A 25,518-nucleotide genomic window follows, 5' to 3' on the forward strand; every position below is an offset into this window, starting at 1 on the left:
GTGCCGGACGGCCACCCCTCATCCGGGCCGCCGGCGGCCGGGCGTGGACAGGGAGTCTCAGTCCTCGCGCAGGGCGCGGACCGCCTCCTCCACGCGCTTGCCGTACTCCGGGTCGGCGGCGTGGAAGTGCGCCAGGTTCCTCTCGATCACGTCGTCGCGGGAGACCTGCGAGAGGCCGCCGGCGATGTTGGCGACGAGCCGGGACTTCTCGTCCTCGCTCATCAGGCGGTACAGCTCACCCGCCTGGAAGAAGTCGTCGTCCTTGGTGTGCTGCGGCGCCTCGTGGGTGCCGGTGTGACCGTTCACCGCGAGCGGGGCCGACAGCGGGCGGCCGGTCTCGACCGGGCCGTCGTAGGAGTTCGGCTCGTAGTTCTTGGCGTGGCGGCCCTGGCCGTTGAGGGCCATGAAGCCGTCCCGGCCGTAGTTGTCCGCCGCGGTCGCCCTCGGCGCGTTCACCGGGAGCAGCGTGTGGTTGACGCCCAGCCGGTAGCGCTGCGCGTCGGCGTAGGCGAACAGCCGGCCCTGGAGCATCTTGTCCGGGGACGGGCCGATGCCCGGCACGAAGTTGTTGGGGGAGAACGCGGCCTGCTCGACCTCGGCGAAGACGTTGTCCGGGTTGCGGTCGAGCACCAGGCGGCCCACGCGCCGCAGCGGGTAGTCCTTGTGCGGCCACACCTTGGTCAGGTCGAACGGGTTGAAGCGGTAGTCCGCCGCCTCGGCCGCCGGCATGATCTGCACGTACAGCGTCCAGGACGGGTTGACGCCCCGCTCGATCGCCTGGAGCAGGTCCGTCTGGTGCGAGTTGGCGTCCTTGCCGGCGACCTCCTGGGCCTGCTCGGTGGACAGGCAGCGGATGCCCTGGTTGGTCTTGAAGTGGTACTTGACGAAGAAGGCCTCGCCCTGCTCGTTCGTCCACTGGTAGGTGTGCGAGCCGTAGCCGTTCATGTGGCGGTACGACGCCGGGATGCCGCGGTCGCCCATCAGCCAGGTCACCTGGTGGGTGGCCTCGGGGGAGTGGCCCCAGAAGTCCCAGACGTTGTCCGGCTCCTGCTTGCCGGTGAACGGGTCGCGCTTCTGCGAGTGGATGAAGTCGGGGAACTTGATCGGGTCCTTGATGAAGAACACCGGGGTGTTGTTCCCGACGAGGTCGTAGTTGCCTTCCTCGGTGTAGAACTTCACCGCGAAGCCGCGCGGGTCGCGCACCGCGTCCGCGCCGCCCAGTGAGTCGGCCACCGTGGAGAAACGCACGAAGACCTCGGTGCGCTTGCCGGTGCTCTTGAGGAAGTCGGCGTGGGTGTAGCCGGTGACGTCGTCGGTCACCTCGAAGTAGCCGTAGGCGCCGGAGCCGCGGGCGTGCACCACGCGCTCCGGGATGCGCTCCCGGTTGAAGCGCGCCAGCTTCTCCAGGAGCTGCTGGTCCTGGATCAGGAGAGGGCCGCCGACGCCGGCGGAGGCGGAGTTCTGGTTGTCGGCGACCGGGGCGCCGGACTCGGTGGTGAGCACGCGCTTCGACATCGTGGACCTTCCGTACGAGGGGCAGCGAAAAACGATTTCCGCTTTGTGGAGCCTAGAAGTGGGCCGATCTGAGCGTCAACAGTTTGTTGAAGTCGGATTCCGGGCGACGCCGCCGCCTGGGCGCGACAGGACAGGTGTCAGCGGCGGCGCCGCCCGGGGTCTGGGGGCGGGCCGGGTCAGACCCGGGCGCCGGACAGGCGCTCGACGGCCCGCAGCAGGGCCGAGTGGTCCAGGCCGCCGTCGCCCTGGGCGCGCAGCGAGGCGACGAGCTGGGCGACCACGGCACCGACCGGCAGGGCCGCGCCGACGTTGCGGGCCGCGTCGGTGACGATGCCCATGTCCTTGTGGTGCAGGTCGATGCGGAAGCCCGGCTTGAAGTCGCGGTTCAGGAAGTTGTCCTTCTTGCGCGTCAGTACGGTCGAGCCGGCCAGGCCGCCGTTGAGGACGTCCAGCGCGGCCTTGAGGTCCACGCCCGACTTCTCCAGGAACACCACGGCCTCGGCGCACGCCTGGATGTTCACCGCGACGATGAGCTGGTTGGCGGCCTTCACCGTCTGGCCGGAGCCGTGCGGGCCGCACAGCACGATCGTCTTGCCGAGGGCCTCGAGGATCGGCCTGGCCTCGTCGAAGTCGGCCTGCTCGCCGCCGACCATGATGGACAGCACGGCCTCGATGGCGCCGGCCTCACCTCCGGAGACCGGGGCGTCGAGAACGCGGATGCCCTTCTCCTTCGCGTTCTTCGCCAGGTCCACCGAGGTCTGCGGGGTGATGGACGACATGTCGATCAGCAGGGCGCCGGACCTGGCGTTCTCCAGGATGCCGTCCGGGCCGTAGGCGATGGCCTCGACCTGCGGGGAGGCGGGCACCATCGTGATGACCACGTCGGCGTCGCGGACGGCCTCGGCGATCGAACCGGCGGCGGTGCCGCCCGCGGCGGCCAGGCGGTCCAGCTTCTCCTGCTCCAGGGTGTAGCCGGTGACGCTGTAGCCCGCCTTGATCAGGTTCTCGGACATGGGGGAGCCCATGATGCCGAGGCCGATCCACGCGATCTTGGGGAGGTTGTTGCTCATGAGGGTGCCTCTTTCAGTGCAAGGTGGTCAGCGGGCGGCGCGGGCCTCGGCGGGCAGCCAGTCGAAGGCATCCGCGCTGGGGCGGTCGCCCGGCTTGTACTCCAGGCCGACCCAGCCGTCGTAACCGGCCTTCTCGAGCTGGTCCAGCAGCTCCTCCAGCGGGAGGGTGCCGGTGCCGGGGGCGCCGCGGCCGGGGTTGTCGGCGATCTGCACGTGGCCGGTCCTGGCGGCGTACCGCTCGATCACCGACGGCAGGTCCTCGCCGTTCATGGACAGGTGGTAGAGGTCCATGAGGAACTTGGCGTTGCCGAGCCCCGTCGCCTCGTTGACCCTGTCGACGACGCCGACCGCCGCGGGCGCGCTCACCAGCGGGTACAGCGGCGACTCCGGCCGGTTCAGCGCCTCGATCAGCAGGATCGCGCCGATGCGGTCGGCGGCCCGGGCCGCGAGCGCCAGGTTCTCCAGGGCCAGGGCGTCCTGCTCGGCCGGGTCGACGCCCTCGACGCGGTTGCCGTAGAGCGCGTTGAGCGCCGTGCAGCCGAGGGAGGCGGCGAAGCCGGCGGCCACGTCGATGTTGGCGCGGAACCGCTCGGACTCCTCGCCCGGGACCGACAGGGCGCCGCGGTCCGGGCCCGGCAGCCGCCCGGCGTAGAAGTTGAGGCCGGTGAGCCGTACGCCCGCGTCCTCGATCGCCTTCTTCAGCGCGTCCAGTTCGGACTGCCCGGGGACGGGCGAGTCGATCCAGGGCCACCACAGCTCGACCGCCGTGAAGCCGGCCGCGGCGGCGGCCGCCGGGCGCTCCAGGAGGGGGAGTTCCGTGAAGAGGATCGACAGGTTGACGTTGAAGCGCTGGTCTGCGAATCCCATCGGGGCCGCGCTCCCTTCCTGGCTTGCGGTCCGCTCGCTATTTCGCATCGCGGAAGTTCGTTTCTGCTTATCGGAATACACGGGAAGACTGCATGTCGTCGGGGAGGGCTGTCAAGAGCCGGATCCCGCCTGGCCGTCCCCAAAGCCCGGACCGCGCGTTAGGTTGAGCGCGTGCGACTGCGAGTGGAATTCACGACCGAGCCCTTCGACCTGGACGAAGCACCCGCGCACGCGCTGGTGGCCCGCGAGGTCATCGAGGCGGCCGGACTGGACGAGGTGGACGTCGGCCCCTTCGGCAACACCGCGGAAGGCGGCGCCGACCGGGTCCTGACCGCCGTCGACGCCCTGCTGCGCAAGGCCCTGCAGGCCGGCGCCACGCGGGTCTCGCTCCAGGTCAACGTGGTCGGGGAGGGCGAGCGGTGACCGGGGCCGGTGACGAGCCCTTCATCGCGGCCGTGAAGCCGCTGATCGACGCCATCGGCGGCGACATGCTGCCGCCGGACGAGGCCGGTCCGGACGACGTGGTGCTCTCCTGGGAGGGCGCCGACGTGGTCGCCGTCCGCCTGCCGCAGCTCGCGGACTCCCTCGACCACATCCTGGCCGCCATGGAGCGCAAGCGGGGCAAGCCGCTCGCCGAACTGGACCGCAAGGCCAAGCAGGAGGTCGTCCGGACGCTGGAGGCGCGGGGCGCCTTCGCCGTCCGGCACGGCGTGGAAACCGTGGCCGGCGCCCTCGGCGTCAGCCGCTTCACGGTCTACAACTACCTCAACCGCGAGAAGGGGGCCTGACCGGCCCGGGTCGCGCAGTCGGGCACGACGGAGCCCGGGTGGCGCCCCGGGGGCCGGGTTTCGGGCGGCGCCCGGAGGGCCGCCGCCGGCCGGCGCCCGGGCGGACGACGGTGCCCCGGAAGCGGTGTCGTGCCGGGTGCGGCCCGGAGAATGCCCAGGCGGCGCCGGGGCGTTGGCCTCCGGGCTCCGTCGCCGCGGTTCCGGCCCGCGGGGCGGCGCCGCGGTCCGGGGAGGGTTCCTTGGACGGCACGGCGGGGTGCCGCGGTCTCGAGGCCGCTCGCCGCCGCGGCGTCCGGGAGGTGCCCGGCCGCCGTCCGCGCCCCGTCGCGGACGGCGCGCCGGGCTCGTGCGTCCCGGGAGCCGGTTACGGCGGTCCGGGACTCCCCACGCCTGCGGGTGAGCCGCCGCGGGGTGCGTCCCGGGAGCCGGTTACGGCGGTCCGGGACTGCCCACGCCTGCGGGTGAGCCGCCGCGGGGTGCGTCCCGGGAGCCGGTTACGGCGGTCCGGGACTCCCCACGCCTGCGGGTGAGCCGCCGCGGCCTGGGCTGCTCGCTGCCGCCGTGCCGGCAGCGGTGCCCGTGTGCTGGCGCCGCGGATCGGCCGGTCGCACGCCTGCGGGAGGCCGGCTCTCCGGGCGCGGAGGGCCTGTCGCGGGCCGTGCCCGTGGCTTCGGCGCGGCTCGCTGCTGCCGCTTCCGGCGAGGTGCCGGCCGTTGCCCGCGTGGCGGCGCCGCGGGGCTGCCGGCTCCGTCGGTGGGTCCGCGGGCGGGAGTGGCACGCTGAGGGAGTGAACCGCTTCGGCCGCCGGGCCGTTCGCTGTCGCGGCGACCCGACGCACCCCTGTCCTGGCGCCCGGCCGAACGCGTGCGGCCTCGCGGGCCCCGGCCTCGCCCGTCCGGGCACGGCCCCGTGCTCGCGCGTCGGGCATCAGGGCCGCCGGCGGGAGGGCGGGGGGGGGCGTGCGACGGGGCCCGCTGTGCGGCGGCTCCGGTCTTCTCCGTTTCCTCACCCCGAATTTTCAACAAACTGTTGACGCGGTGTTTCGGACGAAGTTAGCTATCCGCAGCCCGTTCAGCACGAAGGCCGACACGGCCACGGAGGCTCCCGTGACTTCCACTTCCACGCCGCCGGGTCTGGCCCGGTTCAACGACCTGGAGGAGCCCGCGGCCTTCGCCGCACTCCACGAGGCGTGCGCCTCCACCGCCTGGGCGAAGCGGCTGCTCGCCGCCCGACCCTACGCCTCGGCCGAGGACCTGTACACGGCCAGCGACGCCGCGATGGCCGAGCTGTCCGCAGAGGACCTCGCGGAGGCGATGGCCGGGCACCCGCCGATCGGCCGCCCCAAGCCCGGCGACCCGACCTCCGCCCGCGAGCAGCGCGGCATGGCCGGCGCCTCCGGGGAACTCAAGGCGGAGATGCTCGAACTGAACCTGGCCTACCAGGAGAAGTTCGGCCACGTCTTCCTGATCTGCGCCACCGGCCGGACCGGCGAGCAGATGCGGGACGCGGTCAAGGAGCGGATCGGCAACACGCCGGAGCGGGAGCGGGAGATCGTCCGCTCGGAACTGGGGAAGATCAACCGCATCCGCCTGGCCCGACTCGTCGAAGAGGACGCCTGACACCATGAGCACCAGCAGCACCGCCTCCGTGTCCACGCACATCCTGGACACCTCCGTCGGCCGCCCCGCCGAGGGCGTCGCCGTCCACCTCTCCGCGCGCAGCGGGGGGTCCGCCCATGACGGGCAGGGAGGGGACTGGCAGGCGCTCGGCGGATCGGTGACCGACGCCGACGGCCGGTGCAAGGACCTTCCGGCGCTGCCGGAGGGGACGACCCACGTGCGGCTCGACTTCGCCGTCGAGCCGTACTTCGAGAAGAAGCAAGCCGATGCGCAGCAGGACGCCCCCGCGAACCGGGACAGCGGTGCCGCGGTGTTCTTCCCGGAGGTGGCGATCACGTTCGCCGTCGTACCGGGCGAGCACTACCACGTGCCGCTGCTGCTCAACCCGTTCGGCTACTCCGTTTACCGAGGGAGCTAGCAGACAATGCCCACGATCCTGGGACAGAACCAGTACGGCAAGGCCGAGAACCGAGTCGTAAAGATCACGCGGGACGGCGCCACCCACCACATCAAGGACCTGAACGTCTCCGTGGCCCTGAGCGGCGACATGGAGGACGTGCACTACTCCGGCTCGAACGCCAACTGCCTGCCGACCGACACCACCAAGAACACGGTGTACGCGTTCGCCAAGGAGTACGGCATCGAGTCCGCCGAGCAGTTCGGCATCCACCTCGCCCGGCACTTCGTCACCAGCCAGGAGCCGATCCACCGGGCGCGGATCCGCATCGAGGAGTACGCCTGGGAGCGGATCGAGACCTCCGACGCCAACAGCAAGTTCATCGGCGCCGACGAGGTCAAGCACTCCTTCGTGCGCAAGGGGCAGGAGACCCGCCTCACCCAGATCACCTTCGACGGTGAGAACTGGGAGGTCGTCTCCGGCCTGAAGGACCTGATCGTGATGAACTCGACCAACTCCGAGTTCTGGGGCTACGTCAAGGACAAGTACACGACCCTCCAGGAGGCGTACGACCGCATCCTGGCCACGCAGGTCTCCGGCCGCTGGCGGTTCAACTGGAGCGACGACGAGCAGAAGATGCCCAACTGGGAGAAGTCCTACGAGCAGGTCAAAAAGCACATGCTCCAGGCCTTCGCGGAGACCTACTCGCTCTCGCTCCAGCAGACGCTGTACCAGATGGGCGCGCGGATCATCAACAACCGCAGCGAGATCGACGAGGTCCGCTTCTCCCTCCCGAACAAGCACCACTTCCTGGTGGACCTGGAGCCGTTCGGGCTGAAGAACGACAACGAGGTGTACTTCGCCGCGGACCGCCCCTACGGCCTGATCGAGGCCACCATCCTGCGGGACGGCTGCGAGGCCCGTATCCCGGTCGACATGACCAACCTCTGACGCGGGACGCGCGCCCCCGGTCCCGCCACCGGGCCGGGGGCCCGCGACACCGGAGGGAACACCATGGCACAGCCTGCAAGGGAGCCGGCGAAAGGCTCCTGTTCCACCCCGCCGGTGCACACCGAGGACGCCGTCACGTCCGTGCACCCGGTGGACGAGAAGCTCCACCCCTCGCGGCTCGTCCCCGCCGCGCTCCAGCACATCGCCGCCATGTACGCGGGCGTCGTCACTCCTCCGCTCATCATCGGCCAGGCCTGCGGCCTCGACCTCGCGGCCCGCACCCGGCTGATCGCCGCGTCGCTGCTCATCGCGGGCATCGCGACCATCGTCCAGACCATCGGCGTCAAGGGCTTCGTCGGCAACCGGCTGCCCTTCGTCAACGCCGCCTCCTCGGCCGGCATCGCCCCGATCCTCGCCATCGCGGAGACCAGCGACCCCGGGCGCCAACTCCCCGCCGTCTACGGCGCGGTGATGGCCGCCGGTGTCTTCTGCCTGGCGGTCGGGCCGTTCTTCGGCCGGCTGCTGCGCTTCTTCCCGCCCCTGGTCACCGGCGTGGTGATCACCCTGATCGGTGTCACGCTGATGCCCGTCCCGGTGGGCTGGGCGCAGGGCGGCGACGCGACCGCCGCCGACTTCGGCGCCATGAGGCACCTGGCGCTCGCCGGATTCACCCTCGCCGTCATCCTCCTCGTGCAGCGCTTCGGCCGCGGCTTCCTCAAGCAGGTCGCCCTGCTCGTCGGCCTGCTCGTGGGCACCCTGGCCGCCGTCCCCCTCGGCATGGCCGACTTCCGGGCCCTCACGTCCGCGCCGGTCGCCGCGCTGCCCGCCCCGTTCGCCTTCGGCGCGCCCGAGTTCCACCCCGCGGCGATCCTGTCGCTGTGCATCGTGATGCTGGTGCTGATGACCGAGTCGTCCGCCGGCATGCTCGCCCTGGGCGAGATCTGCGACCGCCGCGCGGACGCGAGGACCATCACCCGCGGCCTGCGCACCGACGGCATCGCCACCCTCGTCGGCCCGGTCTTCGGCGGCTTCCCCACCTCCGCCTTCGCGCAGAACGTCGGTGTCGTCTCGCTCACCTGGGTGCGCAGCCGGTACGTCGTCGCCGTCGCCGGCGCCACCCTGCTGGTCCTGGGCGCCTTCCCGGTGCTCGGCGCGGTCGTCTCGCTGGTTCCCATGCCGGTCCTCGGCGGCGCGGGGATCGTCCTGTTCGGCTCGATCGCCGTCAGCGGCATCCGCACCCTGGCCGAGGCGGGCCTGGACGACAGCTCCAACATCATCCTGGTGGCCGTCGCGCTCGGCGCCGGCATCATCCCGCTGGCCGCCCCCACCTTCTACGCCGGCTTCCCGGCCTGGGCGCAGACCGTGCTGGGCTCCGGGATCAGCGCCGGCGCGCTCGCCGCGGTCACCCTCAACCTGTTCTTCCACCATCTCGGCACCCGGGCCGGGCAACCGGCTCCGGCACTCAAATCCTCCTAGGGTCCTGCCGTGCCCTCCCCGTGGACACCCCGCCGTCCACGGCCGCCACCGAGAGACAAGGAAGATCCATGGCACCACCGGCAGCCCAGCGCGTCGTCATCGAGAACTGCGCGATCGCCACCGTGGACGCGGCCGGCACCGAGTACGCCTCCGGGCACCTGGTCCTCGCCGGCAACCGCATCGAGTCGGTCGGCGCGGGCAGGGCCCCCGAGGGGCTGGAGAACGTGGCCCGCCGGATCGACGCGAGCGGCCACCTGGCCACCCCCGGTCTGGTCAACACCCACCATCACTTCTACCAGTGGCTCACCCGGGGCCTGGCCACCGACCACAACCTGTTCGACTGGCTCGTCGCGCTGTACCCGACGTGGGCGCGCATCGACGAGCGGATGACGTACGCCGCCGCGCAGGGCTCCCTCGCCATGATGGCCCGCGGCGGTGTCACCACCGCCATGGACCACCACTACGTCTTCCCGCGGGGCTGCGGCGACCTGTCCGGCTCGATCATCCGGGCCGCCGCCGAGACGGGCGTACGGTTCACGCTGGCCCGCGGCTCGATGGACCGGGGCGAGAAGGACGGCGGCCTGCCCCCGGACTTCGCCGTCGAGACGCTGGAGGGCGCGCTCGCCGCCACCGAGGAGACCGTGCGGGAGCACCACGACGCCTCCTTCGACGCCATGACCCAGGTCGCGGTCGCCCCCTGCTCGCCGTTCTCCGTCTCCACCGAACTCATGCGCGAGGGCGCCGAGCTGGCGCGCCGCCTCGGCGTACGGCTGCACACCCACGGCTCCGAGACGGTGGAGGAGGAGAAGTTCTGCCACGAGCTGTTCGGCATGGGGCCGACCGAGTACTTCGAGTCCACCGGCTGGCTCGGCGAGGACGTGTGGATGGCGCACTGCGTCCACATGTCCGACTCCGACATCGCCGCCTTCGCCCGCACGAAGACCGGTGTCGCCCACTGCCCGTCGTCCAACGCCCGCCTCGCCGCCGGCATCGCCCGCGTCCCCGACCTGCTGAAGGCGGGCGTCCCGGTCGGCCTCGGCGTGGACGGCACCGCCTCCAACGAGTCCGGCGAACTCCACACCGAACTGCGCAACGCCCTGCTGATCAACCGCCTCGGCGCGCACCGGGAAGCGGCGCTGACGGCCCGCCAGGTGCTGCGCCTCGGCACCCACGGCGGCGCGCGGGTCCTCGGCCGGGCCGAGCAGATCGGCTCCCTGGAGCCGGGCAAGCTGGCCGACGTGGTGCTGTGGAAGATGGACACCCTCGCCCACGCCTCCATCGCCGACCCGGTGACAGCCCTGGTCCTCGGTGCCGCGGCCCCGGTCACCGCCTCCTTCGTGAACGGCCGGCAGATCGTCGACCGGGGCCGTCTGGTCGCCGTCGACGAGGACGCCGTCGCCCGCTCCACCCGCGAGGAGGCCCAGCGCCTGGCGCGCATCGCCGCACAGGGCTGACGTTCCCGAGAACTCCCGGCCGAGAGGGACGGCTCCCGGCCGGGACCCGTGGATCCGAGCGGGATCCACGGCAGCCGTTCCGGGGCGCGTGTGGACGCACGCGCCCCGGAACGGTCACCTTTCACACCCGTCTCCCGCGCCACCCCCCAACGGTCCCGCACGACCAATGGTCCCTCCCCGAGCTCTCGTCCGCGTTCGAGCAGGGAGGGACCGCCTGCCCAACGCACCACCTCCCTGCAACCGCGTCAGAGCCGACGCGTCACCGACCGGAGGAGCCGCCGTGGCCGCTCAGCCCGATGCCGTACCGCCCACACCCGCGAAGGACCCGGCCGAGGAGACCGGCGCACGCTCCGGCGTGCACCCCGTCGACGAGAAACTCCCGCCCCTGAAGATGGCGACCACCGGTCTCCAGCACGTGGCCGCCATGTACGCGGGGGTCGTCGCCCCGCCCCTGATCGTCGGCGCCGCCATCGGCCTGTCCGGCACCGAACTCACCTTCCTCACCGGCGCCTGCCTCTTCACCGCGGGTCTCGCCACCTTCCTGCAGACCCTCGGCGTCTGGAAGATCGGCGCCCGGCTGCCGTTCGTCAACGGCGTCACCTTCGCCGGTGTCGCCCCCATGACCGCGATCGTCGCCTCCACCGACGACAAGTCGGACGCGCTGCCCGTCATCTTCGGCGCGGTCATCGTCGCCGGCGTGCTCGGCTTCTTCGCGTCCCCCTTCTTCAGCAAGGCGGTCCGCTTCTTCCCGCCGGTCGTCACCGGCACCGTGATCACCCTGATCGGCATCTCGCTGCTCCCCGTGGCCTTCGGCTGGGCGCAGGGGTCCAGTCCCACCGCGGACGACTTCGGCTCCGCCACCAACCTGGGCCTGGCCGGGGTCACCCTGCTGATCGTGCTGCTGCTGCGCCGCTTCACCCGCGGGTTCGTCAAGCAGATCGCCGTGCTGCTCGGCCTGGTCGCGGGCACGCTCATCGCGATCCCGCTCGGCGTGACCGACTTCAGCCCCGTCGCGGACGCGGACATCGTCGGCTTCCCGACGCCGTTCCACTTCGGCGCCCCGCAGTTCCAGCTCGCCGCGATCCTGTCCCTGTGCGTCGTCATGGTCGTGTCGATGACCGAGTCGACCGCCGACATGCTCGCCCTCGGCGAGATCGTGGACCGCCCCGCGGACGAGAAGACCATCGCGGCCGGTCTGCGCGCCGACACGCTCGGCTCGGCGATCAGCCCCCTGTTCAACGGCTTCATGTGCAGCGCCTTCGCGCAGAACATCGGCCTGGTCGCGATGACCCGGATCCGCAGCCGGTTCGTCGTCGCCGCCGGCGGTGGCTTCCTGGTGCTGATGGGCCTGTGCCCGGTCGCCGCCTCGCTCATCGCCGTCGTCCCCCGGCCGGTCCTCGGCGGCGCGGGCGTGGTGCTGTTCGGCTCGGTCGCCGCGAGCGGCATCCAGACCCTGGTGCGCGCGGGCCTGGACAAGGACAACAACGTGCTGATCGTGGCGGTCTCGCTGGCCGTCGGCGTCATCCCGATCACCGCGCCGGAGTTCTACCACGCCTTCCCGGAGACCGCGAAGATCGTGCTGGACTCCGGGATCTCGACCGGCTGTGTCGCCGCGGTCCTGCTGAACTTCGTCTTCAACCACCTCGGCAAGGGCCACGACGACCAGGACGTCACCCACCCGATGGAAGCGGGGGAGGAGATCACCGGGGCGACGACCCGGGCCCCGGCCACTTCATGAGGTTGGCGAACAACTCCGCCTGTTCCACGGCGTCGTCCAGCGCATGATGGGTGTGGCGGCGCCGTGGCAGCAGGGCGGGCGGCATGCCGCGCTTGGCGACCGCCCTCAGCGGCACCCCGGCCTTCGTGGCGTACAGCGTCTTCATGTCCAGACAGCCGGAGTGCCCGAACGGGCTGTCGCCGGTGAAGCGGATCAGATACCAGTAGAGGAACGTCCAGTCGTACGACGCCGGGTAGCCGCACATCACCGGCTGGGCCCCCGCGTCGGCGCTCACCTCGCGCACCCAGCGGCTGAACTGCGCGAGCGCGAGCGCCGGGTCGAGGCCCTCGCGGCGCAGCCGGTCGCGGTCCAGCCCGCTCACCGCCAGCGCCTCGGGAACGAAGTCGTCGCCGATCGGCCGCAGTTCGCGGTAGAAGGTCCGCCGCTCCGGGTCGGCGGGCGTGAACCCGTCCTGGTCCTGCACCCCGGCGACCGCCGCGCCCAGGCTGAGCAGGGAGTACGGTCCGGGGATGGGGCCGTCGGCCTCGATGTCGACCGAGATGTACAGGCTGGACCTGCCGCGTCGCGCTGTCATGGCGCAGCAGCATCGCAGGTGGCCGCTGCGCGCGCACCCGGTATTCCGGGCCGGGCCGACGTGCGGCGAGGCCGGGCCGACGGCGGCCGGCCGGTGCGGCGGCGGCCGGCCGGTGCGGCGGGCTCCGGGCGGGACGCCCATGAGACCGCCGACGCCGGGAGGCCGCCGTCGCGCGTGACCGTCAGAGACCGAACAGGGCCGGTTCGGCGGCCAGTTCCTTGAAGCGTTCGCGGGGCTCGGGGAGCAGCGTGCGGGCCTTCAGGTCCAGCAGTCCGCCGAGCGCCTCGACCTCCGCGGCGACCGTGCCGTCGGCCTTGACGATGCTCTGCCGGATCCGGAAGGTCTTGCCCACGCCCCACTCGAACGCGCAGGTCACCTCGACCTCGTCGCCCGCGAGCAGCTCGCGCCGGTACCGGATGGTCGTCTCCAGCGCCACCGGGCCCATCCCCTTGGCCTGGAGGTCGGCCTGCCGGATGCCCGCCGCCTGCAGCAGGGACCAGCGGGCGTGCTCCGCGTAGTTGAGATAGACCGCCTGGTTCAGGTGGCCCTGGGCGTCGGTCTCGTACCCGCGGACGGTCACTGGCACGGAATACGGCTTGCTCACCATGTCCCCTTGTTGGTCGACGTTCGTTCGACTGATCCTGGCACGCACGCCCGCCCGCCTCCGCTTCCCCGGCCCCTCACGCGCGCCGCGGCGAGGCCAGCAGGTACCGGGCCCTGGTCCGCGGGTCCGTGTGCTCGCCGGTCTGCCAGCCCGCCCGCTCCAGGGTGAGGGCGCAGGCCCGCAGCAGCGTGCCGTCCGGTCCGTGCACGGCGACGGCCTCCGGCTGCGGGGTGGCGCGCACCCGGTACCCCGGTGTGTCCGGCCCCTCGGGCGGGTGCCCGGCGGCCTCCAGGGCGAGCGCCGCGGCCCGCACCAGGTGGCTCCGCTCCCAGCCGCACGGCCGGTCCACCGAGCCGTCCGGGTTGGTCATCCGGCGCAGCTCCAGCAGCCCCTGCCAGGCGCTGTGCACCTCGCGCAGCCGCTCGGGCCCGCTGTCCGGCGCCGCCTCCTCCCCGCCGACCCGGGCCGCGAACACCCCGCTGTCCTCCCCGGGCGGAGCGGACCGCGGCGGCGGGGGAGGCGCCGCGGGCCCGGCCTCCCGCAGCCGGTGCCCGGCCGGGGTGAGGAAGTGGTCGTGCGGCGGGCGCGGATGCCGGAAGGCGAGCCCGCGCCTGACCAGCGCGGCGAGCTGGGCCTCGGTCCCGCGCAGCCGTCCGGTGACCGGATCGGCTGCGTCGATCACCCGCCGCTGCGCGGCGGAGGGCGGTCGGCTCACGGCGTGCTCCTTCCCGGCGCTGGGTCACTGCCCCACCGCTTCGAAGGCTACGACGGGGGTCTGACATTCCAGCCCGCGACCACCGGCCGCCCGTGCTCGGTGCTCAGCCGGCACAGCGCGCCCGTGGCCAGCTGGAACAGCGCGCCGTCCGCCGGGGGCAGGCCGAGCCGGCGCGCGGTCAGCACGCGCAGGAAGTGCCCGTGCGCGACGAGCACCACACCCCCCTCGGTGTTGGCGAGCGCGGCGTCCACCTTGGCCAGCATCCGGTCCGCCCGCTCCCCGACCTGCTCGGGCGACTCCCCGGGATGCTCCGGCGGGCCCGGCGCGACGCCGTCGCGGAACAGGAACCAGTCCGGCCGCTCCCGCTGGATCTCGACGGTGGTGACGCCCTCGTAGGCGCCGTAGTCCCACTCCCGCAGATCCGCGTCCACCCGCACCTCGTGCAGTCCGATGAGCTCCGCCGTCTCCCGGGCCCGCTGGAGGGGGCTGACGAACGCGGCCCCGATCCGGTGCGACCGCACCAGCGGCACCAGCCGCCGCGCCTCCTCCCGCCCGCGCTCGGTCAGCGGAACGTCCGTCAGCCCGGTGTGCCGCCCGGACCGCGACCACTCGGTCTCACCGTGCCGCACCAGAAAGAGATCACCCATGCGGTCAGGTTACGAGGCGCGGGGCCACGCCGGGTCACAGGGACCGGAAGATCCCGGCCGCTACTGCCGGTATCCGCTCAGGAACCGCCCGATCCGGCCGATCGCCGCCTCCAGGACGTCCGCGTGCGGGAGGGTGAGGATGCGGAAGTGGTCGGGGGCGGGCCAGTTGAAGCCGGTGCCCTGGACGACCTGGATCTTCTCGCGCAGGAGCAGGTCGAGGACGAACTTCTCGTCGTCGTGGATCCTGTGCACCTTGGGGTCGAGGCGCGCGAAGGCGTACAGCGCGCCCTTGGGCTTCACGCAGGACACGCCGGGGATCTCGTTCAGCTTCTCCCACGCCACGTCACGCTGTTCGCGCAGGCGCCCGCCGGGCGCGGTGAGGTCGGTGATGGACTGGCGGCCGCCGAGCGCCGCCTGGATGGCGTACTGGGCGGGGGCGTTGGCGCACAGCCGCATGGAGGCCAGCATGGTGAGGCCCTCCAGGTAGTCCCTGGCGTGCTGCTTCGGACCCGTCACCACCAGCCAGCCGGAGCGGAAGCCCGCCACCCGGTAGGTCTTCGACAGGCCGCAGAAGGTGAGGACCACGAGGTCGGGGGCGAGAGCGGCGGCCGAGTGGTGTTCGGCGTCGTCGTAGAGGATCCGGTCGTAGATCTCGTCGGCGAGGACCATCAGGCCGTGCCGGCGCGCGAGGTCGAGGATGCCCTCGACGATCTCCTTGGGATAGACCGCCCCGGTGGGGTTGTTGGGGTTGATGACGACGACCGCCTTGGTGCGGTCGGTGATCTTCGACTCCATGTCGGCGAGGTCCGGGTACCACTCGGCCTGCTCGTCGCACAGGTAGTGGACCGCCCTGCCGCCGGCGAGGGTCGTCACCGCCGTCCACAGCGGGAAGTCCGGGGCGGGGATCAGGATCTCGTCGCCGTCCTCGACCAGCGCCTGGACGGCCATCGACACCAGCTCCGAGACCCCGTTGCCGAGGAAGACGTCGTCGACGTCCACCTCCAGGCCGAGCGTCTGGTAGCGCTGGGCGACCGCGCGGCGGGCGGAGAGGACGCCGCGCGAGTCGGTGTAGCCGTGCGCCCGCGGCAGCATCCGGATCATGTCCTGGAGGATCTCCTCGGGCGCCTCGAAGCCGAACAGGGCCGGGTTGCCGGTGTTCAGGCGCAGCACGCTGTGGCCCGCCTCCTCCAGTGCGTCGGCGTGCTCGATCACCGGGCCGCGGATCTCGTAACAGACCTCGCTGAGCTTGCTCGACTGCCGGAACTCCATGCGCCCCTCCAGGTAACCAGTGTCACTTGGTTTTACCAAGTGGCCGCTTGGAAAGTCCAACAACTTGTCTAGACTGCGTCGCATGCCACCTCGCCGAAGCTACGACCAGTACTGCTCCGCCGCCCGCGCGCTCGACGTCGTCGGCGACCGCTGGACCCTGCTGATCGTCCGTGAGCTGCTGGCCGGCCCCCGCCGCTACACCGACCTGCACGCGGATCTCCCCGGCGTCAGCACGGACGTCCTCGCCTCGCGGCTGAAGGACATGGAGCGCGACGGGCTGGCGACCAGGCGCCGGCTGCCGCCGCCCGGCGCCGCCCACGTCTACGAACTCACCCCGCGCGGACGCCGGCTGCTGCCCGTGCTCCAGGCCCTCGGCGCGTGGGGGCAGGACGAACTCGGCGAGCGGCGGCCCACCGACGCGGTGCGCGCCCACTGGTTCGCGCTGCCGCTGCTGCGGGCGCTGGACGGCCGGGGACTGGTCGAAGTGAGCCTGGAGGAAGGGACGTTCCACCTGTTCGCGGGTGCGGAGGACGGACCCCTGTACGGCGACGGGCCCGCCCCCGGCGAACCCGACGCGCGGCTCGTCCTCGACACCGGCGCCTGCACGGCCGTCGCGCGCGGCGAACTGAGCCTGGCCGAAGCGGTGCGGGACGGCCGGGTCACCGTGACCGGAGACGGGCCGATCGCCAAGGGGCTGACGGCGTGACGGGGTGACGAAGGCCCGCGTCACGGCGACGCGGGCCTTCTGGAAGTGGTCGGTCTCCCGGGCGGGGTCAGGCGTTCGGCGGCACCCGCGCCGGCCGTCCCGAGCCGCGCGTCAGCGCGTACCCGCCGATGCCCGCCAGCGCGGCGAGCATCCCGCCCACCGCCGTCCACACCCAGCGGTCGGACCACCAGCCGGAGGCCCAGCCGTCCTCCGGCTCGATGCCCGACAGCACGGCCGCCGGGCCGTCCTCCCCGGACTCCGCGGCAGCCGTCGCGCTTCCCGGCACCAGCGGCTCGGCCAGCCGCCCGTCCACCGCCGCCGCACCGCCCATGTCGTCGGCGTCCACCCGCACCTCGGCGCCGACCGGCAGGCCGAGGTCGCCGGTGGGCAGGCCCACGGCGGTGAGCCGCACGTAGTACGTGCCGGGCAGCGGGTCGTTCGCCCACGGCTCCGACCAGGCTCGCACCGTGCGCAGCACACAGGCCAGTTCGACGCTCGCCGCGTCCGCGGCGGCGGTACGCGTCTGCGCCCCCCACTGGCAGGCCTGACGGCGGCGCAGACCGTCGTAGACGTCGAGCTGCCAGGTCTCCGCGGCGTGCGCCTTCGGCAGTTTCACCGTGGCCCGGACGGTGGGCCGCTGGCCGGCGTCCGCCGGGAACGACCAGTACAGGTAGTCGCCCGCGGAGCCCTCCGCCGTGGCGGTCCGCCCCTGGCCGATCTCGGCCGCCGTACGGAAGGAGGTGCCCGCCGCGGCCGGCACGGACTCCGCCTTCGGGTCGTCGTCCGCCACCGCGGGCCCGGCGGCCAGGCCGAGCAGCAGCAGCGCCGCGCCCAGCGCCTTCGAGACCCGCGGGACCCGCGGGATACGGGAGATACGCATCAGTTGGTCCTCCAGACCGCGATCCGCCAGCGCGACACCCAGCCCCACAGCAGACCCGCGAGGAACCCGGCGAGGACCAGCGCGCCCAGCAGCCACCAGCCGCGTCCGAGGCCGAAGGCGGCGACGTCGTCCGCGTCGCTCGGCCCGTCCACCACGTCCAGGGTCAGCTCCAGCGGCAGACCGGGAGCCGTCTCGACCCCGGGGGCGGCGGAGAAGGAACTGGTCACCTGGAGGCAGACGGCCTCCGCCGGGGCGTCCTCGTCGTCCGTCTCGGGCTTGGGGTAGCGCAGGCCCGTGGAGATCACGTCCGTACGGCCGTTGCCCGCCGCCTCGCCGCGCACGATCTCCCGGCCGTGCACGGTCACCGCGCGCAGCAGCACTCCGTAGTCGGGGCGCACCGCGCGGTCGGCGGACACGCTCACCGAGGCGCGCAGCTCCTGGCCCGGCCGTACGTCCACCCGGTACCAGCGCTGCTGCCCGAACTCCGCGCGGTCGGTGTACAGGCCGGACTCCAGCGTCGGCGCCTCAGCGCACGCATCGCCGCCCTCGGTGGCCACCGGCGTGACCACCGGGTCCGCCGCCCGGTCCACCAACTGGTTGACCCGGTCGGTGAGTTCGTCGGTGTGCTCGACCGAAGTGTAGGTGCCGCCGGTGGCCTCCGCGATACAGCTGAGCTGCTGCCGCATCCGGGTGTTGGGCACCAGACCGAGGGTGTCGATCGTCAGCCCGATCCCCTTCGCGGCGATCTCGCGGGCCACCTCGCACGGGTCGAGCGGGGCGCAGGTGTCCTCGCCGTCGCTGATCAGCACGATCCGCTTGGAGCCGGTGCCGCCGTCCAGGTCGTCGGCGGCCTTCAGCAGCGCCGGGCCGATCGGCGTCCAGCCGGTGGGCACCAGGGTGGCGACGGCGGCCTTGGCCTCGGTGCGGTCCAGCGGGCCCACCGGATAGAGCTGCGCGGTGTCCCGGCAGCCCCTCTTCCGGTCGTCGCCGGGGTAGTCGGCGCCCAGCGTGCGGATGCCGAGCTGGACGTCCTCCGGCGTGGCGTCCAGCACCTCGTTGAACGCCTGCTTGGCCGCCGCCATCCGGGACTGGCCGTCGATGTCGCGGGCCCGCATCGAACCGCTCACGTCCAGCACCAGGTTCACCTTGGGCTGCCGGGCCGTGGTCTCGTCGGCGAGCGCCGTGGACGGCCGGGCGAGCCCGGCCGTCAGCACGGCGAGCAGGGCCCCGGCCCCTGCCGCCAGCCGTCTTCTTGTGATCATCGGCGGATCTTATGGAGTGCACGGGCCGGGCTCCAAAACGGGGCGTCACATCAGCGGATTGGGCAGCTCCGTCCACTGGTCGCCAGGCGTCCCCGGCGACAGCCGCATCAGTGTCAGCGCCTTCACGGGCAGCGGCCGTTCGGTCAGCGCCACCCGGTCCGGGGTGTCCGGCAGGTCCCGTACGGCGGTCTCCAGCGCCCCGCGCAGCGCCGCCGCGGAACCCGCCGTCCCGGCCAGCGCCCCGCACACCAGCGAACCGAACAGCTTGCGCCGCAGGGCCGTCACGTCGTCGGTGAGGATGCGTTCCGGCAGCTCCCGCGGCCACAGGCCGTACCGGGCCAGCCGGGCCGGGCTGACCCGGATGTCGGCGAGGTCGCGGTAGACCAGCCGCAGCGGCAGGCCCGCCGCCGAGAGCACCACCAGCAGATTCTGCCCGTGCGCCTCCAGTGCCACCCCCAGCTCCAGCAGCCGCAGCCCGACGGAGAGCGCCAGATGGGCGAACGCGGCCAGCCAGTCCGGATCGCGGGGCAGACCGGTCAGGGGCAGCGCGGCCACCGGCACCACCCGTTCCCCCGCCGCCGCGTACACCTGCGGGGACTCGCGCAGCACGGCCGCCAGATCGGGCGAGCCGTCCGTGACCGCGCCCAGCGTCCGCGTGACGTGCAGCCGGTCGTCCGCCAGCTCCCCGGCGAAGTCGGACAGGACCGTCGCGGCCGTCACCGACCCCACCGAGATGTCCCGCACCGACGACGTCAGCCGGGCGCTCAGCGCCGTCTTCACGTGCGGCCCGCCGGGCAGCGCCAGGGTGCGCAGGGACATCAGCGGACGGCCCGGGAGCCGTTCCTCGCACGGCCGCTTCAGCACGTGCGCCGCCTGCCACGGGTGCACCGGCACCAGCAGCCGCTCCCCGTCGCGCCACCCGGCGGGCCAGCGGCCCGTCACCACACACGCCTCACCCGGCACCGGCACCAGGCCGAGACCGACCACCGGCCGGTGCTCGGGCGCGTACGCCAGCTGCTCGGCCACCGAGAAGCCCGGCCGGGACCGGCACCCCGGGTGGTACGGGTGCCCGTCCACCACCCGCTGCTCCCACTCCCAGTCCCGCGCCGGGTGCCCCTGCGGACCGGCCGGCTGCCCGGCCCGGGACAGCGCCAGCGAGGCGACGCTGTGCCCGAGTTCCCGCGCGAGGTCCGTGCCGTGCGGTACCCGCAGCGCCGTCACCAGCCGGGCCGGATCCCCGTACCCCGTCCCGTCGAGCCCCACCTCGGTGACGTACCCGGCGGTCGCGAACGGGTCCGGCTCCGGGCCGTGCAGCCGGCGCCCGTCCCGCAGCCGCAGCAGCCGGCCCTCCCCGGACGCCTCCCGGCGCTCGATCCACGGCAGCGGCTCATGGGTGAGGGCCCGCCACAGCCGGGTCAGCACCGCCGCCCGGGCGCCCGGGAGTTCGGCCGCGTACCGCGCGGCGAGGTCCGGGCGCAGGGCGGCCAGCTCGGCGGCGACCTCGGCCTCGGCGGTGGGTGAACGGTACACGGGCGGGTCCTCCGTACGGGTGGCGGGAAGGGGGCGGTCACGCCGGGGCGTGACGGCGGGGATACTGATCGTCTCCGGGAGAACCGTAGGCAAACTCCCTCAGACCGTAGGAGCGAGTGGACCGCGTGGACCTCATCCCCCCGCCCGCCGGCCGTGACGCCGCCGCGCGCGACATCGCCGCACGGGCCGACGCGTACGCCGCCGCGCCACTGCTCAACTGCCTGCTGCGGGAGGTCGGCCGGCCGGTCGCGGGCCGGGCCGGAGTCCACCTGCTGCCCGGCTGCGGGAAGCTGCTGCGCGTGCGCGGCGGCCGGCGGCCCGCCGCGCCGGAAGTGCACACCGACGGCGGCTGGCACCCCCTCGGCCACGCCGAACTCGTCAAGCTGGTCGCCGAGGAGCTGCGCCGCCACACCGGGCTGTCCAACCACGAACTGCCCGCCGAGATCGCCGACAGCCGCGACACCGTCGCCGCCCTGCTCACCGCCCGCGACCGCGCCACTCCGCCGGCCGACCCGTATGTGCGCTCCGAGCAGTGCCTGCTCACCGGCCACCCCCACCATCCGGCGCCCAAGGCGCGCGGCGGCGGCCCGGCGGCCGGCTGGCTGCCGTACGCCCCCGAGGCGCACGCCCGCTTCCCGCTGACCCTGCTCGGGGTGCGCGAGGACACCGTCGTGGAGGAGGGCGACCCCTCCGCCCTGGACACCCTCGGCACGGCCCCGCCCGGCTACCGGCTGCTGCCCGCCCACCCCTGGCAGCTCGACCTGGCGGGCGGGCGGCTCGCCGCCGCCTTCGCCGACGGGCGGCTGATCCGGCTCGGCGAGACCGCGTTCGACACCTGGCCGACGGCCGCGATCCGCACCGTCCACGCCCCCGAGCGGGACCTGTTCCTGAAGTTCAGCCTCGACGTGCGCATCACCAACGACATCCGCCGGCTGTGGCGGCACGACCTGCTGAAGCTCACCCGCACCGACACCGCCGTCCGCACCGCCTTCGCGGCCCTCGACGGGCCCGCGGCGTGGCTCTCCGACCGCGGCTACCGCACCGCCGGCTTCGCCTTCGAGGAACTGGCCGTGCTGGTCCGCGACGGCCTGCGCGGGCACCTGCTGCCCGGCGCGACGCCCTACCTGGCCGCCGGACTCGTCGAAGGCTTCGCCGGCAGCCCCCTGGACGCCCCGGCCGACCCGGCGGCCTGGTGGGAGGCGTACCTCGCCCAGGTCGTGCCGCCCGCCCTGACGGCCTTCGCCGAGCACGGCGTCGTCCTGGAGGCCCACCTTCAGAACTCCCTGATCGCCTGCGACGGCGACGGCATGCCCGTCCAGGCCCTCTTCCGGGACGCCGAGGGCGTGAAGCTGCTCCCCGCCGTGGACCGCGCGGCGGGCTGGGAGCGCCTGGTGTACTGCCTGGTCGTCAACCACCTGCTCGAACTGGCCGGGGCCCTCGCCGAGCGCCACCCCGGCCTCGACCCCTGGCCCGCCGTCCGCCGCGAGCTGTCCCGGCACGACCTGCCGGAGATCCCCGCCCTGCTCACCGCGCCCACCCTCCCCGCCAAGACCAACCTCCTCCTGCGCTGGACCGGCGCGGACGGCGCCGACGCCCGCTACCGGCCGCTGCCCAACCCGCTGGCCTGATCTGCGGCCGCCGCCACGGGGCGCCGGGACCGCCGCGGCTGATATGACTGGTGCATGCAGGAAGAGACCGCCCGGTCCGCGATCGACACGTTCATCTCGGCCTTCAACGCCTCCGACGACACCTATGTCACGTCTCTGCTGTCCCAGGCCCTGACCTCGGACGTGGTCCTGTGGGGGCCGCTGGGCCGCAGCGAGGGCATCGAGGCCGTCGAGCGATTCGTCCTGGACATCCGGCGCCACCCGGCGGGGACGGGCACGATGGTCCGCAGCTCGGCCGTGGACATGCCGCACGACTGGGCCCGCTACCGGTGGGTCTTCACCACGCCGGACGACGGGCCGCGGCTGGCGGGGACGGACGTCGTGCACCTGCGGCGCGACCTCATCGACCAGATCATCGTCTTCGCCGGGGAGAGCGAGCCGCCGGTGCGCGGTGAAGGCGGCCCGGGACCATGCTGAGACAGGTCACGGCGACGCGCTACGTCACGCCCCTGCGGTCCGGCGGCTCCGTGCCCGGAGTAGTCGAGGCCGACGACGAGGGCACGTACGTCGTGAAGTTCACCGGCTCCGCGCAGGGCCGCAAGGCGCTGGTCGCCGAGGTGATCGTGGGGGAGCTGGCCCGCGCCCTGGGGCTGCGCTTCCCCGAGCTGGTGCTGGTCGGCTTCGACCCCGCGATCGCCGCGGACGAGCCGCACCAGGAGGTCCGCGAGCTGCACGCGGCCAGCGCGGGCGTCAACCTCGGCATGGACTACCTGCCGGGCGCCCGGGACTTCTCCCCGGAGATCGCCGAGGTCTTCGACGTCCACCCGGTGGAGGCCGGCCGGGTCGTGTGGCTGGACGCGCTCACCGTGAACGTCGACCGCACCGTCCACAGCTCCAACCTGATGCTCTGGCCGACGCTCGGTGTGGCACCGCCGCGGCTGTGGCTGATCGACCACGGCGCCGCGCTGGTCTTCCACCACCGCTGGGGCACCACCGACCCGGCCAAGGCCTACGACTTCCGGCACCACGCCCTCGGCCACTACGGCCCGGACGTGCGCGCCGCCGACGCCGAGCTGCGGCCGAAGGTGACCGAGGAACTGCTGCGGGCGATCACGGACGAGGTGCCGGACGCCTGGCTGGCCGACGAGCCCGGTTTCGGCTCGCCCGAGGAGGTGCGCCGGGCCTACGTGGAGTTCCTGCACGCGCGCGTGCGGGCGTCCGGGGACTGGCTGCCCACCGATTTCCCCAGCCGTGACGAGCTGGCCGCGGAGAACGCGCGGCGCGCGGCGAGGACGCGGCGGGACCGTCCGGACTGGCTCAAGCGGGTCCCCGACCTGCACGGCAAGCCGGCGGCGGAACAGGATTGGTCGGTGCACCTGGGATGACGACAGCCGAGACGGCGTCCGGGGCCACGCCCGGGACCCGGCGCGTGACGATCGAGTACTGCACCCAGTGCCGCTGGCTGCCGCGCGCGGCCTGGCTGGCGCAGGAGCTGCTGACCACGTTCGAGGCGGAGCTGGACGAACTGGCCCTCAAGCCCGGCACGGGCGGGGTGTTCGTCGTCCGGGTCGGCGACGAGGTGGTGTGGGACCGCCGCGAGCAGGGCTTCCCCGAGCCGATGGCGGTCAAGCGGGCCGTACGCGACCGGGTGGCCCCGGGGCGGACCCTGGGCCACTCGGAGCGCATCCCCTAGCCGTGCTCAGCCCTTGAGCCGCTCGTACGCGGGCAGGGTGAGGAAGTCGGCGTAGTCCTCGTCGAGGGAGACCTCCAGGAGCAGGTCGTGGGCCTGCTGCCAGTGGCCGGCCGCGAAGGCCTCCTCGCCGATCTCCGCGCGGACGGCCGCCAGTTCCTCGGCGGCGACCTTGCGGGCCAGTTCGGCCGTGACCCGCTCGCCGTTGTCGAGGACGACGCCGGCGTTGATCCACTGCCAGATCTGCGAGCGGGAGATCTCGGCGGTGGCCGCGTCCTCCATCAGATTGAAGATGGCGACCGCGCCCAGGCCCCGCAGCCAGGCCTCGATGTACCGGATGCCGACCTGCACGGCGTTGACCAGGCCGTGGTAGGTGGGCTTGGCGTCGAGCGAGTCGATGGCGATCAGGTCCTCCGCCTTGACGTCGACCTCCTCGCGCAGGCGGTCCTTCTGGTTCGGCTTGTCGCCGAGGACCTTGTCGAAGCACTCCATGGCGATCGGCACCAGGTCTGGGTGGGCGACCCAGGAGCCGTCGAAGCCGTCGTTCGCCTCGCGGTCCTTGTCGGCCCGGACCTTCTCGAAGGCCACCTTGTTGACCTCGGGGTCCTTGCGGGACGGGATGAACGCGGCCATGCCGCCGATCGCGTGCGCGCCCCGCTTGTGGCAGGTGCGCACGAGGAGTTCGGTGTACGCCCGCATGAACGGGGCGGTCATCGTGACGGCGTTGCGGTCCGGCAGGACGAACCTCTCGCCGCCGTCCCGGAAGTTCTTGACGATCGAGAACAGGTAGTCCCAGCGGCCCGCGTTCAGCCCGGAGGCGTGGTCGCGCAGCTCGTAGAGGATCTCCTCCATCTCGTACGCCGCCGTGATCGTCTCGATGAGGACGGTCGCGCGGATGGTGCCCTGCGGGATGCCGACGTGGTCCTGCGCGAAGACGAACACGTCGTTCCAGAGGCGGGCCTCCAGGTGCGACTCGGTCTTCGGGAGGTAGAAGTAGGGGCCCTTGCCGAGGTCGAGCAGGCGCTGGGCGTTGTGGAAGAAGTACAGGCCGAAGTCGACGAGGGCGCCGGGGACCGGGCGGCCTTCCGCGTCGACGAGGTGACGCTCGCTCAGGTGCCAGCCGCGCGGGCGCATGACGACCGTCGCCAGCTCCTCGTCGGGACGCAGGGCGTACGACTTGCCGGTGCGCTCGTCCGTGAAGTCGATGCTCCGGGTGTAGGCGTCGATCAGGTTGAGCTGGCCGAGGACGACGTTCTCCCAGGTGGGGGCGGAGGCGTCCTCGAAGTCCGCGAGCCAGACCCGGGCGCCCGAGTTGAGGGCGTTGATGGTCATCTTGCGGTCGGTGGGGCCGGTGATCTCGACCCGGCGGTCGTTCAGCGCGGCCGGAGCGGGGGCCACCTTCCAGGAGTCGTCCGCGCGGATCGCGGCGGTCTCCGGGAGGAAGTCGAGCGTGGAGGTGCGGGCGATCTCGGCGCGGCGCTCGGCCCGGCGGGCGAGGAGTTCGTCACGGCGCGGCGTGAAACGCCGGTGCAGCTCGGCCACGAAGGCGAGCGCCGCGTCGGTGAGGACCTCGTCCTGGCGGGGCAGGGGCTCGGCGTCGACGATGGCCAGCGTGGACGGCGCTGGTGTGGACATGAGCTGTCACTTCCTTCAGCGGTGGCACCGGGTGCCAAGGGGCACGTAGGGGAGATATCGCACCCACTGTGCGGTCGGGTGCTTCTGGTCAGTGGATATTAGTTTCCTCATTGTGGAACTTCAATGGTTTGTTGATGTCGAGATTCTCCGAGTCGAGGCACCATGGCGCCCGGTGCCACCCCGCTCACCCGGGGTGGACCGGGCCGGCCGGCGGGTCGTTGTCGTACGCCCGGGCCGCGCACCCCGGCGAGGGCCGCCGCCGGCGAGGTCTCGTCCGTGTACCCGTACCCGCCCGGCGCCCGGGCCACCGCCTCGGTCCGAGCCCGGGCCGGTCCACCGGCGGCACCGGCGCCGCGCGCCGGCGCCGTGCGGGAGCAGCACCTTGGGGTGCCCGCCCGCCCGGCCGGCCGCCGTCCGCGGCGAGGACTGGCACCGCCACCCGGCCGGTTCTGCCGGTCATGGGTCCCGCATACCGGACACGGGGTCGAGCGCGCGGCCCGGCGGGCTGAATTTCCGTCCCCGCG

At 73.0% G+C, this 25,518-nt stretch carries 25 protein-coding genes; 13 read left to right on the forward strand and 12 right to left on the reverse strand.

All coding sequences use genetic code 11. The features are described from left to right. Positions 1-57 precede the first annotated feature (57 nt). The 3 genes from SGLAU_RS26330 to SGLAU_RS26340 form a co-directional block, all read right to left on the reverse strand. The gene (locus tag SGLAU_RS26330; protein ID WP_043504975.1) at positions 58-1,515 is read right to left on the reverse strand and encodes a catalase; all 1,458 of its coding nucleotides are present in this window, start codon (positions 1,513-1,515) and stop codon (positions 58-60) included. Between the two features lie 176 nt (positions 1,516-1,691). Beyond that, complete coding sequence (locus SGLAU_RS26335; protein ID WP_043504976.1) at positions 1,692-2,585, reverse strand: 2-hydroxy-3-oxopropionate reductase; 894 nt, start codon at positions 2,583-2,585, stop codon at positions 1,692-1,694. A 27-nt stretch (positions 2,586-2,612) separates the two neighbouring features. Continuing rightward, positions 2,613-3,452, reverse strand: a complete 840-nt coding sequence (locus SGLAU_RS26340) for a TIM barrel protein (protein WP_043504977.1) — start codon at positions 3,450-3,452, stop codon at positions 2,613-2,615. Between the two features lie 171 nt (positions 3,453-3,623). Here SGLAU_RS26340 and SGLAU_RS26345 point away from each other — a divergent pair, with 171 nt between their 5' ends. From SGLAU_RS26345 to SGLAU_RS26385, 8 genes are all read left to right on the forward strand, one after another. Next, on the forward strand, positions 3,624-3,875 hold the full coding sequence (locus tag SGLAU_RS26345; protein ID WP_043504978.1) for a thiamine-binding protein: 252 nt from the start codon (positions 3,624-3,626) through the stop codon (positions 3,873-3,875). Further along, on the forward strand, positions 3,872-4,240 hold the full coding sequence (locus SGLAU_RS26350; protein WP_043504979.1) for a helix-turn-helix domain-containing protein: 369 nt from the start codon (positions 3,872-3,874) through the stop codon (positions 4,238-4,240). The genes SGLAU_RS26345 and SGLAU_RS26350 overlap by 4 nt, the downstream gene beginning before the upstream one ends. A gap of 1,106 nt (positions 4,241-5,346) precedes the next feature. Beyond that, positions 5,347-5,859 (forward strand): 2-oxo-4-hydroxy-4-carboxy-5-ureidoimidazoline decarboxylase, encoded by a 513-nt coding sequence (gene uraD, locus SGLAU_RS26360; RefSeq protein ID WP_043504982.1) that lies wholly within the window; start codon positions 5,347-5,349, stop codon positions 5,857-5,859. Between the two features lie 4 nt (positions 5,860-5,863). Further along, positions 5,864-6,277, forward strand: a complete 414-nt coding sequence (uraH, locus tag SGLAU_RS26365; protein WP_043504983.1) for a hydroxyisourate hydrolase — start codon at positions 5,864-5,866, stop codon at positions 6,275-6,277. Positions 6,278-6,283: 6 nt separating this feature from the next. Then, entirely contained in the window at positions 6,284-7,207 is a 924-nt protein-coding gene (gene pucL, locus SGLAU_RS26370) for a factor-independent urate hydroxylase (RefSeq protein WP_043504985.1), read from the forward strand. Between the two features lie 63 nt (positions 7,208-7,270). Then, positions 7,271-8,683: a nucleobase:cation symporter-2 family protein gene (locus SGLAU_RS26375; RefSeq protein WP_043504986.1), complete on the forward strand. Its 1,413-nt coding sequence runs from the start codon at positions 7,271-7,273 to the stop codon at positions 8,681-8,683. A gap of 68 nt (positions 8,684-8,751) precedes the next feature. After that, a complete protein-coding gene (locus SGLAU_RS26380; protein WP_043504987.1) occupies positions 8,752-10,137 on the forward strand; it encodes an 8-oxoguanine deaminase in 1,386 nt (461 codons plus the stop codon). Positions 10,138-10,528: 391 nt separating this feature from the next. Further along, the gene (locus SGLAU_RS26385) at positions 10,529-11,875 is read left to right on the forward strand and encodes a nucleobase:cation symporter-2 family protein (RefSeq protein WP_052414145.1); all 1,347 of its coding nucleotides are present in this window, start codon (positions 10,529-10,531) and stop codon (positions 11,873-11,875) included. On the opposite strand, the gene SGLAU_RS26390 is transcribed toward SGLAU_RS26385, so the two are convergent. The 5 genes from SGLAU_RS26390 to SGLAU_RS26410 all read right to left on the reverse strand — a co-directional run bounded on the left by SGLAU_RS26390 (position 11,838) and on the right by SGLAU_RS26410 (position 15,684). Then, entirely contained in the window at positions 11,838-12,449 is a 612-nt protein-coding gene (locus SGLAU_RS26390; protein WP_043504989.1) for an exonuclease, read from the reverse strand. The two genes, SGLAU_RS26385 and SGLAU_RS26390, sit on opposite strands and share 38 nt — an antisense overlap. Before the next feature lie 181 nt (positions 12,450-12,630). Beyond that, a complete protein-coding gene (locus SGLAU_RS26395) occupies positions 12,631-13,053 on the reverse strand; it encodes an acyl-CoA thioesterase (RefSeq protein ID WP_043507067.1) in 423 nt (140 codons plus the stop codon). Positions 13,054-13,129: 76 nt separating this feature from the next. Then, positions 13,130-13,768: a hypothetical protein gene (locus tag SGLAU_RS26400; RefSeq protein ID WP_043504990.1), complete on the reverse strand. Its 639-nt coding sequence runs from the start codon at positions 13,766-13,768 to the stop codon at positions 13,130-13,132. A gap of 47 nt (positions 13,769-13,815) precedes the next feature. Next, positions 13,816-14,415, reverse strand: a complete 600-nt coding sequence (locus SGLAU_RS26405) for a histidine phosphatase family protein (protein WP_043504991.1) — start codon at positions 14,413-14,415, stop codon at positions 13,816-13,818. 60 nt (positions 14,416-14,475) lie between these two features. Next, positions 14,476-15,684, reverse strand: coding sequence for a pyridoxal phosphate-dependent aminotransferase (locus SGLAU_RS26410; protein WP_043504993.1), 1,209 nt, complete (start codon positions 15,682-15,684; stop codon positions 14,476-14,478). A gap of 82 nt (positions 15,685-15,766) precedes the next feature. On the opposite strand from SGLAU_RS26410, the gene SGLAU_RS26415 reads away from it, so the two are divergent. Next, positions 15,767-16,390 (forward strand): winged helix-turn-helix transcriptional regulator, encoded by a 624-nt coding sequence (locus SGLAU_RS26415; protein WP_043504994.1) that lies wholly within the window; start codon positions 15,767-15,769, stop codon positions 16,388-16,390. A gap of 67 nt (positions 16,391-16,457) precedes the next feature. Here SGLAU_RS26415 and SGLAU_RS26420 read toward each other — a convergent pair whose 3' ends face one another. The 3 genes from SGLAU_RS26420 to SGLAU_RS26430 are packed head-to-tail and all read right to left on the reverse strand — an operon-like array spanning position 16,458 to position 20,062. Beyond that, a complete protein-coding gene (locus SGLAU_RS26420; protein ID WP_043504996.1) occupies positions 16,458-17,270 on the reverse strand; it encodes a hypothetical protein in 813 nt (270 codons plus the stop codon). Next, entirely contained in the window at positions 17,270-18,532 is a 1,263-nt protein-coding gene (locus tag SGLAU_RS26425) for a VWA domain-containing protein (protein WP_043504997.1), read from the reverse strand. The genes SGLAU_RS26420 and SGLAU_RS26425 overlap by 1 nt, the downstream gene beginning before the upstream one ends. Before the next feature lie 45 nt (positions 18,533-18,577). Then, on the reverse strand, positions 18,578-20,062 hold the full coding sequence (locus SGLAU_RS26430) for an IucA/IucC family protein (protein ID WP_043504998.1): 1,485 nt from the start codon (positions 20,060-20,062) through the stop codon (positions 18,578-18,580). A gap of 116 nt (positions 20,063-20,178) precedes the next feature. Here SGLAU_RS26430 and SGLAU_RS26435 point away from each other — a divergent pair, with 116 nt between their 5' ends. From SGLAU_RS26435 to SGLAU_RS26450, 4 genes are read left to right on the forward strand one after another with little or no spacing between them, the layout of a single operon-like run. Next, complete coding sequence (locus SGLAU_RS26435) at positions 20,179-21,690, forward strand: IucA/IucC family protein (protein WP_043504999.1); 1,512 nt, start codon at positions 20,179-20,181, stop codon at positions 21,688-21,690. Between the two features lie 54 nt (positions 21,691-21,744). Beyond that, complete coding sequence (locus tag SGLAU_RS26440) at positions 21,745-22,146, forward strand: nuclear transport factor 2 family protein (protein WP_043505001.1); 402 nt, start codon at positions 21,745-21,747, stop codon at positions 22,144-22,146. Further along, a complete protein-coding gene (locus tag SGLAU_RS26445; RefSeq protein ID WP_043505002.1) occupies positions 22,140-23,054 on the forward strand; it encodes a HipA family kinase in 915 nt (304 codons plus the stop codon). The genes SGLAU_RS26440 and SGLAU_RS26445 overlap by 7 nt, the downstream gene beginning before the upstream one ends. Then, positions 23,051-23,362 carry a SelT/SelW/SelH family protein gene (locus SGLAU_RS26450; RefSeq protein WP_043505004.1) on the forward strand — a complete coding sequence of 104 codons (312 nt, stop codon included), beginning with the start codon at positions 23,051-23,053 and terminating at the stop codon, positions 23,360-23,362. The genes SGLAU_RS26445 and SGLAU_RS26450 overlap by 4 nt, the downstream gene beginning before the upstream one ends. Before the next feature lie 6 nt (positions 23,363-23,368). Here the strand turns inward: SGLAU_RS26450 and aceB are convergent, their stop codons facing one another. Next, positions 23,369-24,994, reverse strand: coding sequence for a malate synthase A (gene aceB / locus SGLAU_RS26455; RefSeq protein ID WP_043505005.1), 1,626 nt, complete (start codon positions 24,992-24,994; stop codon positions 23,369-23,371). Positions 24,995-25,518 lie beyond the last annotated feature (524 nt).

This window comes from Streptomyces glaucescens (genome assembly GCF_000761215.1).
In the GTDB taxonomy this organism is placed as follows: Bacteria; Actinomycetota; Actinomycetes; order Streptomycetales; family Streptomycetaceae; genus Streptomyces; species Streptomyces glaucescens_B.

What these genes read in the sequence shown, in the direction of transcription:
- SGLAU_RS26330 (WP_043504975.1), bottom strand. Translation starts at nt 1,515, where the DNA reads ATGTCGAAGCGCGTGCTCACCACCGAGTCCGGCGCCCCGGTCGCCGAC.
- SGLAU_RS26335 (WP_043504976.1), bottom strand. Translation starts at nt 2,585, where the DNA reads ATGAGCAACAACCTCCCCAAGATCGCGTGGATCGGCCTCGGCATCATG.
- SGLAU_RS26340 (WP_043504977.1), bottom strand. Translation starts at nt 3,452, where the DNA reads ATGGGATTCGCAGACCAGCGCTTCAACGTCAACCTGTCGATCCTCTTC.
- uraH (WP_043504983.1), top strand. Translation starts at nt 5,864, where the DNA reads ATGAGCACCAGCAGCACCGCCTCCGTGTCCACGCACATCCTGGACACC.
- pucL (WP_043504985.1), top strand. Translation starts at nt 6,284, where the DNA reads ATGCCCACGATCCTGGGACAGAACCAGTACGGCAAGGCCGAGAACCGA.
- SGLAU_RS26375 (WP_043504986.1), top strand. Translation starts at nt 7,271, where the DNA reads ATGGCACAGCCTGCAAGGGAGCCGGCGAAAGGCTCCTGTTCCACCCCG.
- SGLAU_RS26380 (WP_043504987.1), top strand. Translation starts at nt 8,752, where the DNA reads ATGGCACCACCGGCAGCCCAGCGCGTCGTCATCGAGAACTGCGCGATC.
- SGLAU_RS26385 (WP_052414145.1), top strand. Translation starts at nt 10,529, where the DNA reads ATGGCGACCACCGGTCTCCAGCACGTGGCCGCCATGTACGCGGGGGTC.
- SGLAU_RS26390 (WP_043504989.1), bottom strand. Translation starts at nt 12,449, where the DNA reads ATGACAGCGCGACGCGGCAGGTCCAGCCTGTACATCTCGGTCGACATC.
- SGLAU_RS26405 (WP_043504991.1), bottom strand. Translation starts at nt 14,415, where the DNA reads ATGGGTGATCTCTTTCTGGTGCGGCACGGTGAGACCGAGTGGTCGCGG.
- SGLAU_RS26410 (WP_043504993.1), bottom strand. Translation starts at nt 15,684, where the DNA reads ATGGAGTTCCGGCAGTCGAGCAAGCTCAGCGAGGTCTGTTACGAGATC.
- SGLAU_RS26415 (WP_043504994.1), top strand. Translation starts at nt 15,767, where the DNA reads ATGCCACCTCGCCGAAGCTACGACCAGTACTGCTCCGCCGCCCGCGCG.
- SGLAU_RS26420 (WP_043504996.1), bottom strand. Translation starts at nt 17,270, where the DNA reads ATGCGTATCTCCCGTATCCCGCGGGTCCCGCGGGTCTCGAAGGCGCTG.
- SGLAU_RS26425 (WP_043504997.1), bottom strand. Translation starts at nt 18,532, where the DNA reads ATGATCACAAGAAGACGGCTGGCGGCAGGGGCCGGGGCCCTGCTCGCC.
- SGLAU_RS26440 (WP_043505001.1), top strand. Translation starts at nt 21,745, where the DNA reads ATGCAGGAAGAGACCGCCCGGTCCGCGATCGACACGTTCATCTCGGCC.
- SGLAU_RS26445 (WP_043505002.1), top strand. Translation starts at nt 22,140, where the DNA reads ATGCTGAGACAGGTCACGGCGACGCGCTACGTCACGCCCCTGCGGTCC.
- SGLAU_RS26450 (WP_043505004.1), top strand. Translation starts at nt 23,051, where the DNA reads ATGACGACAGCCGAGACGGCGTCCGGGGCCACGCCCGGGACCCGGCGC.
- aceB (WP_043505005.1), bottom strand. Translation starts at nt 24,994, where the DNA reads ATGTCCACACCAGCGCCGTCCACGCTGGCCATCGTCGACGCCGAGCCC.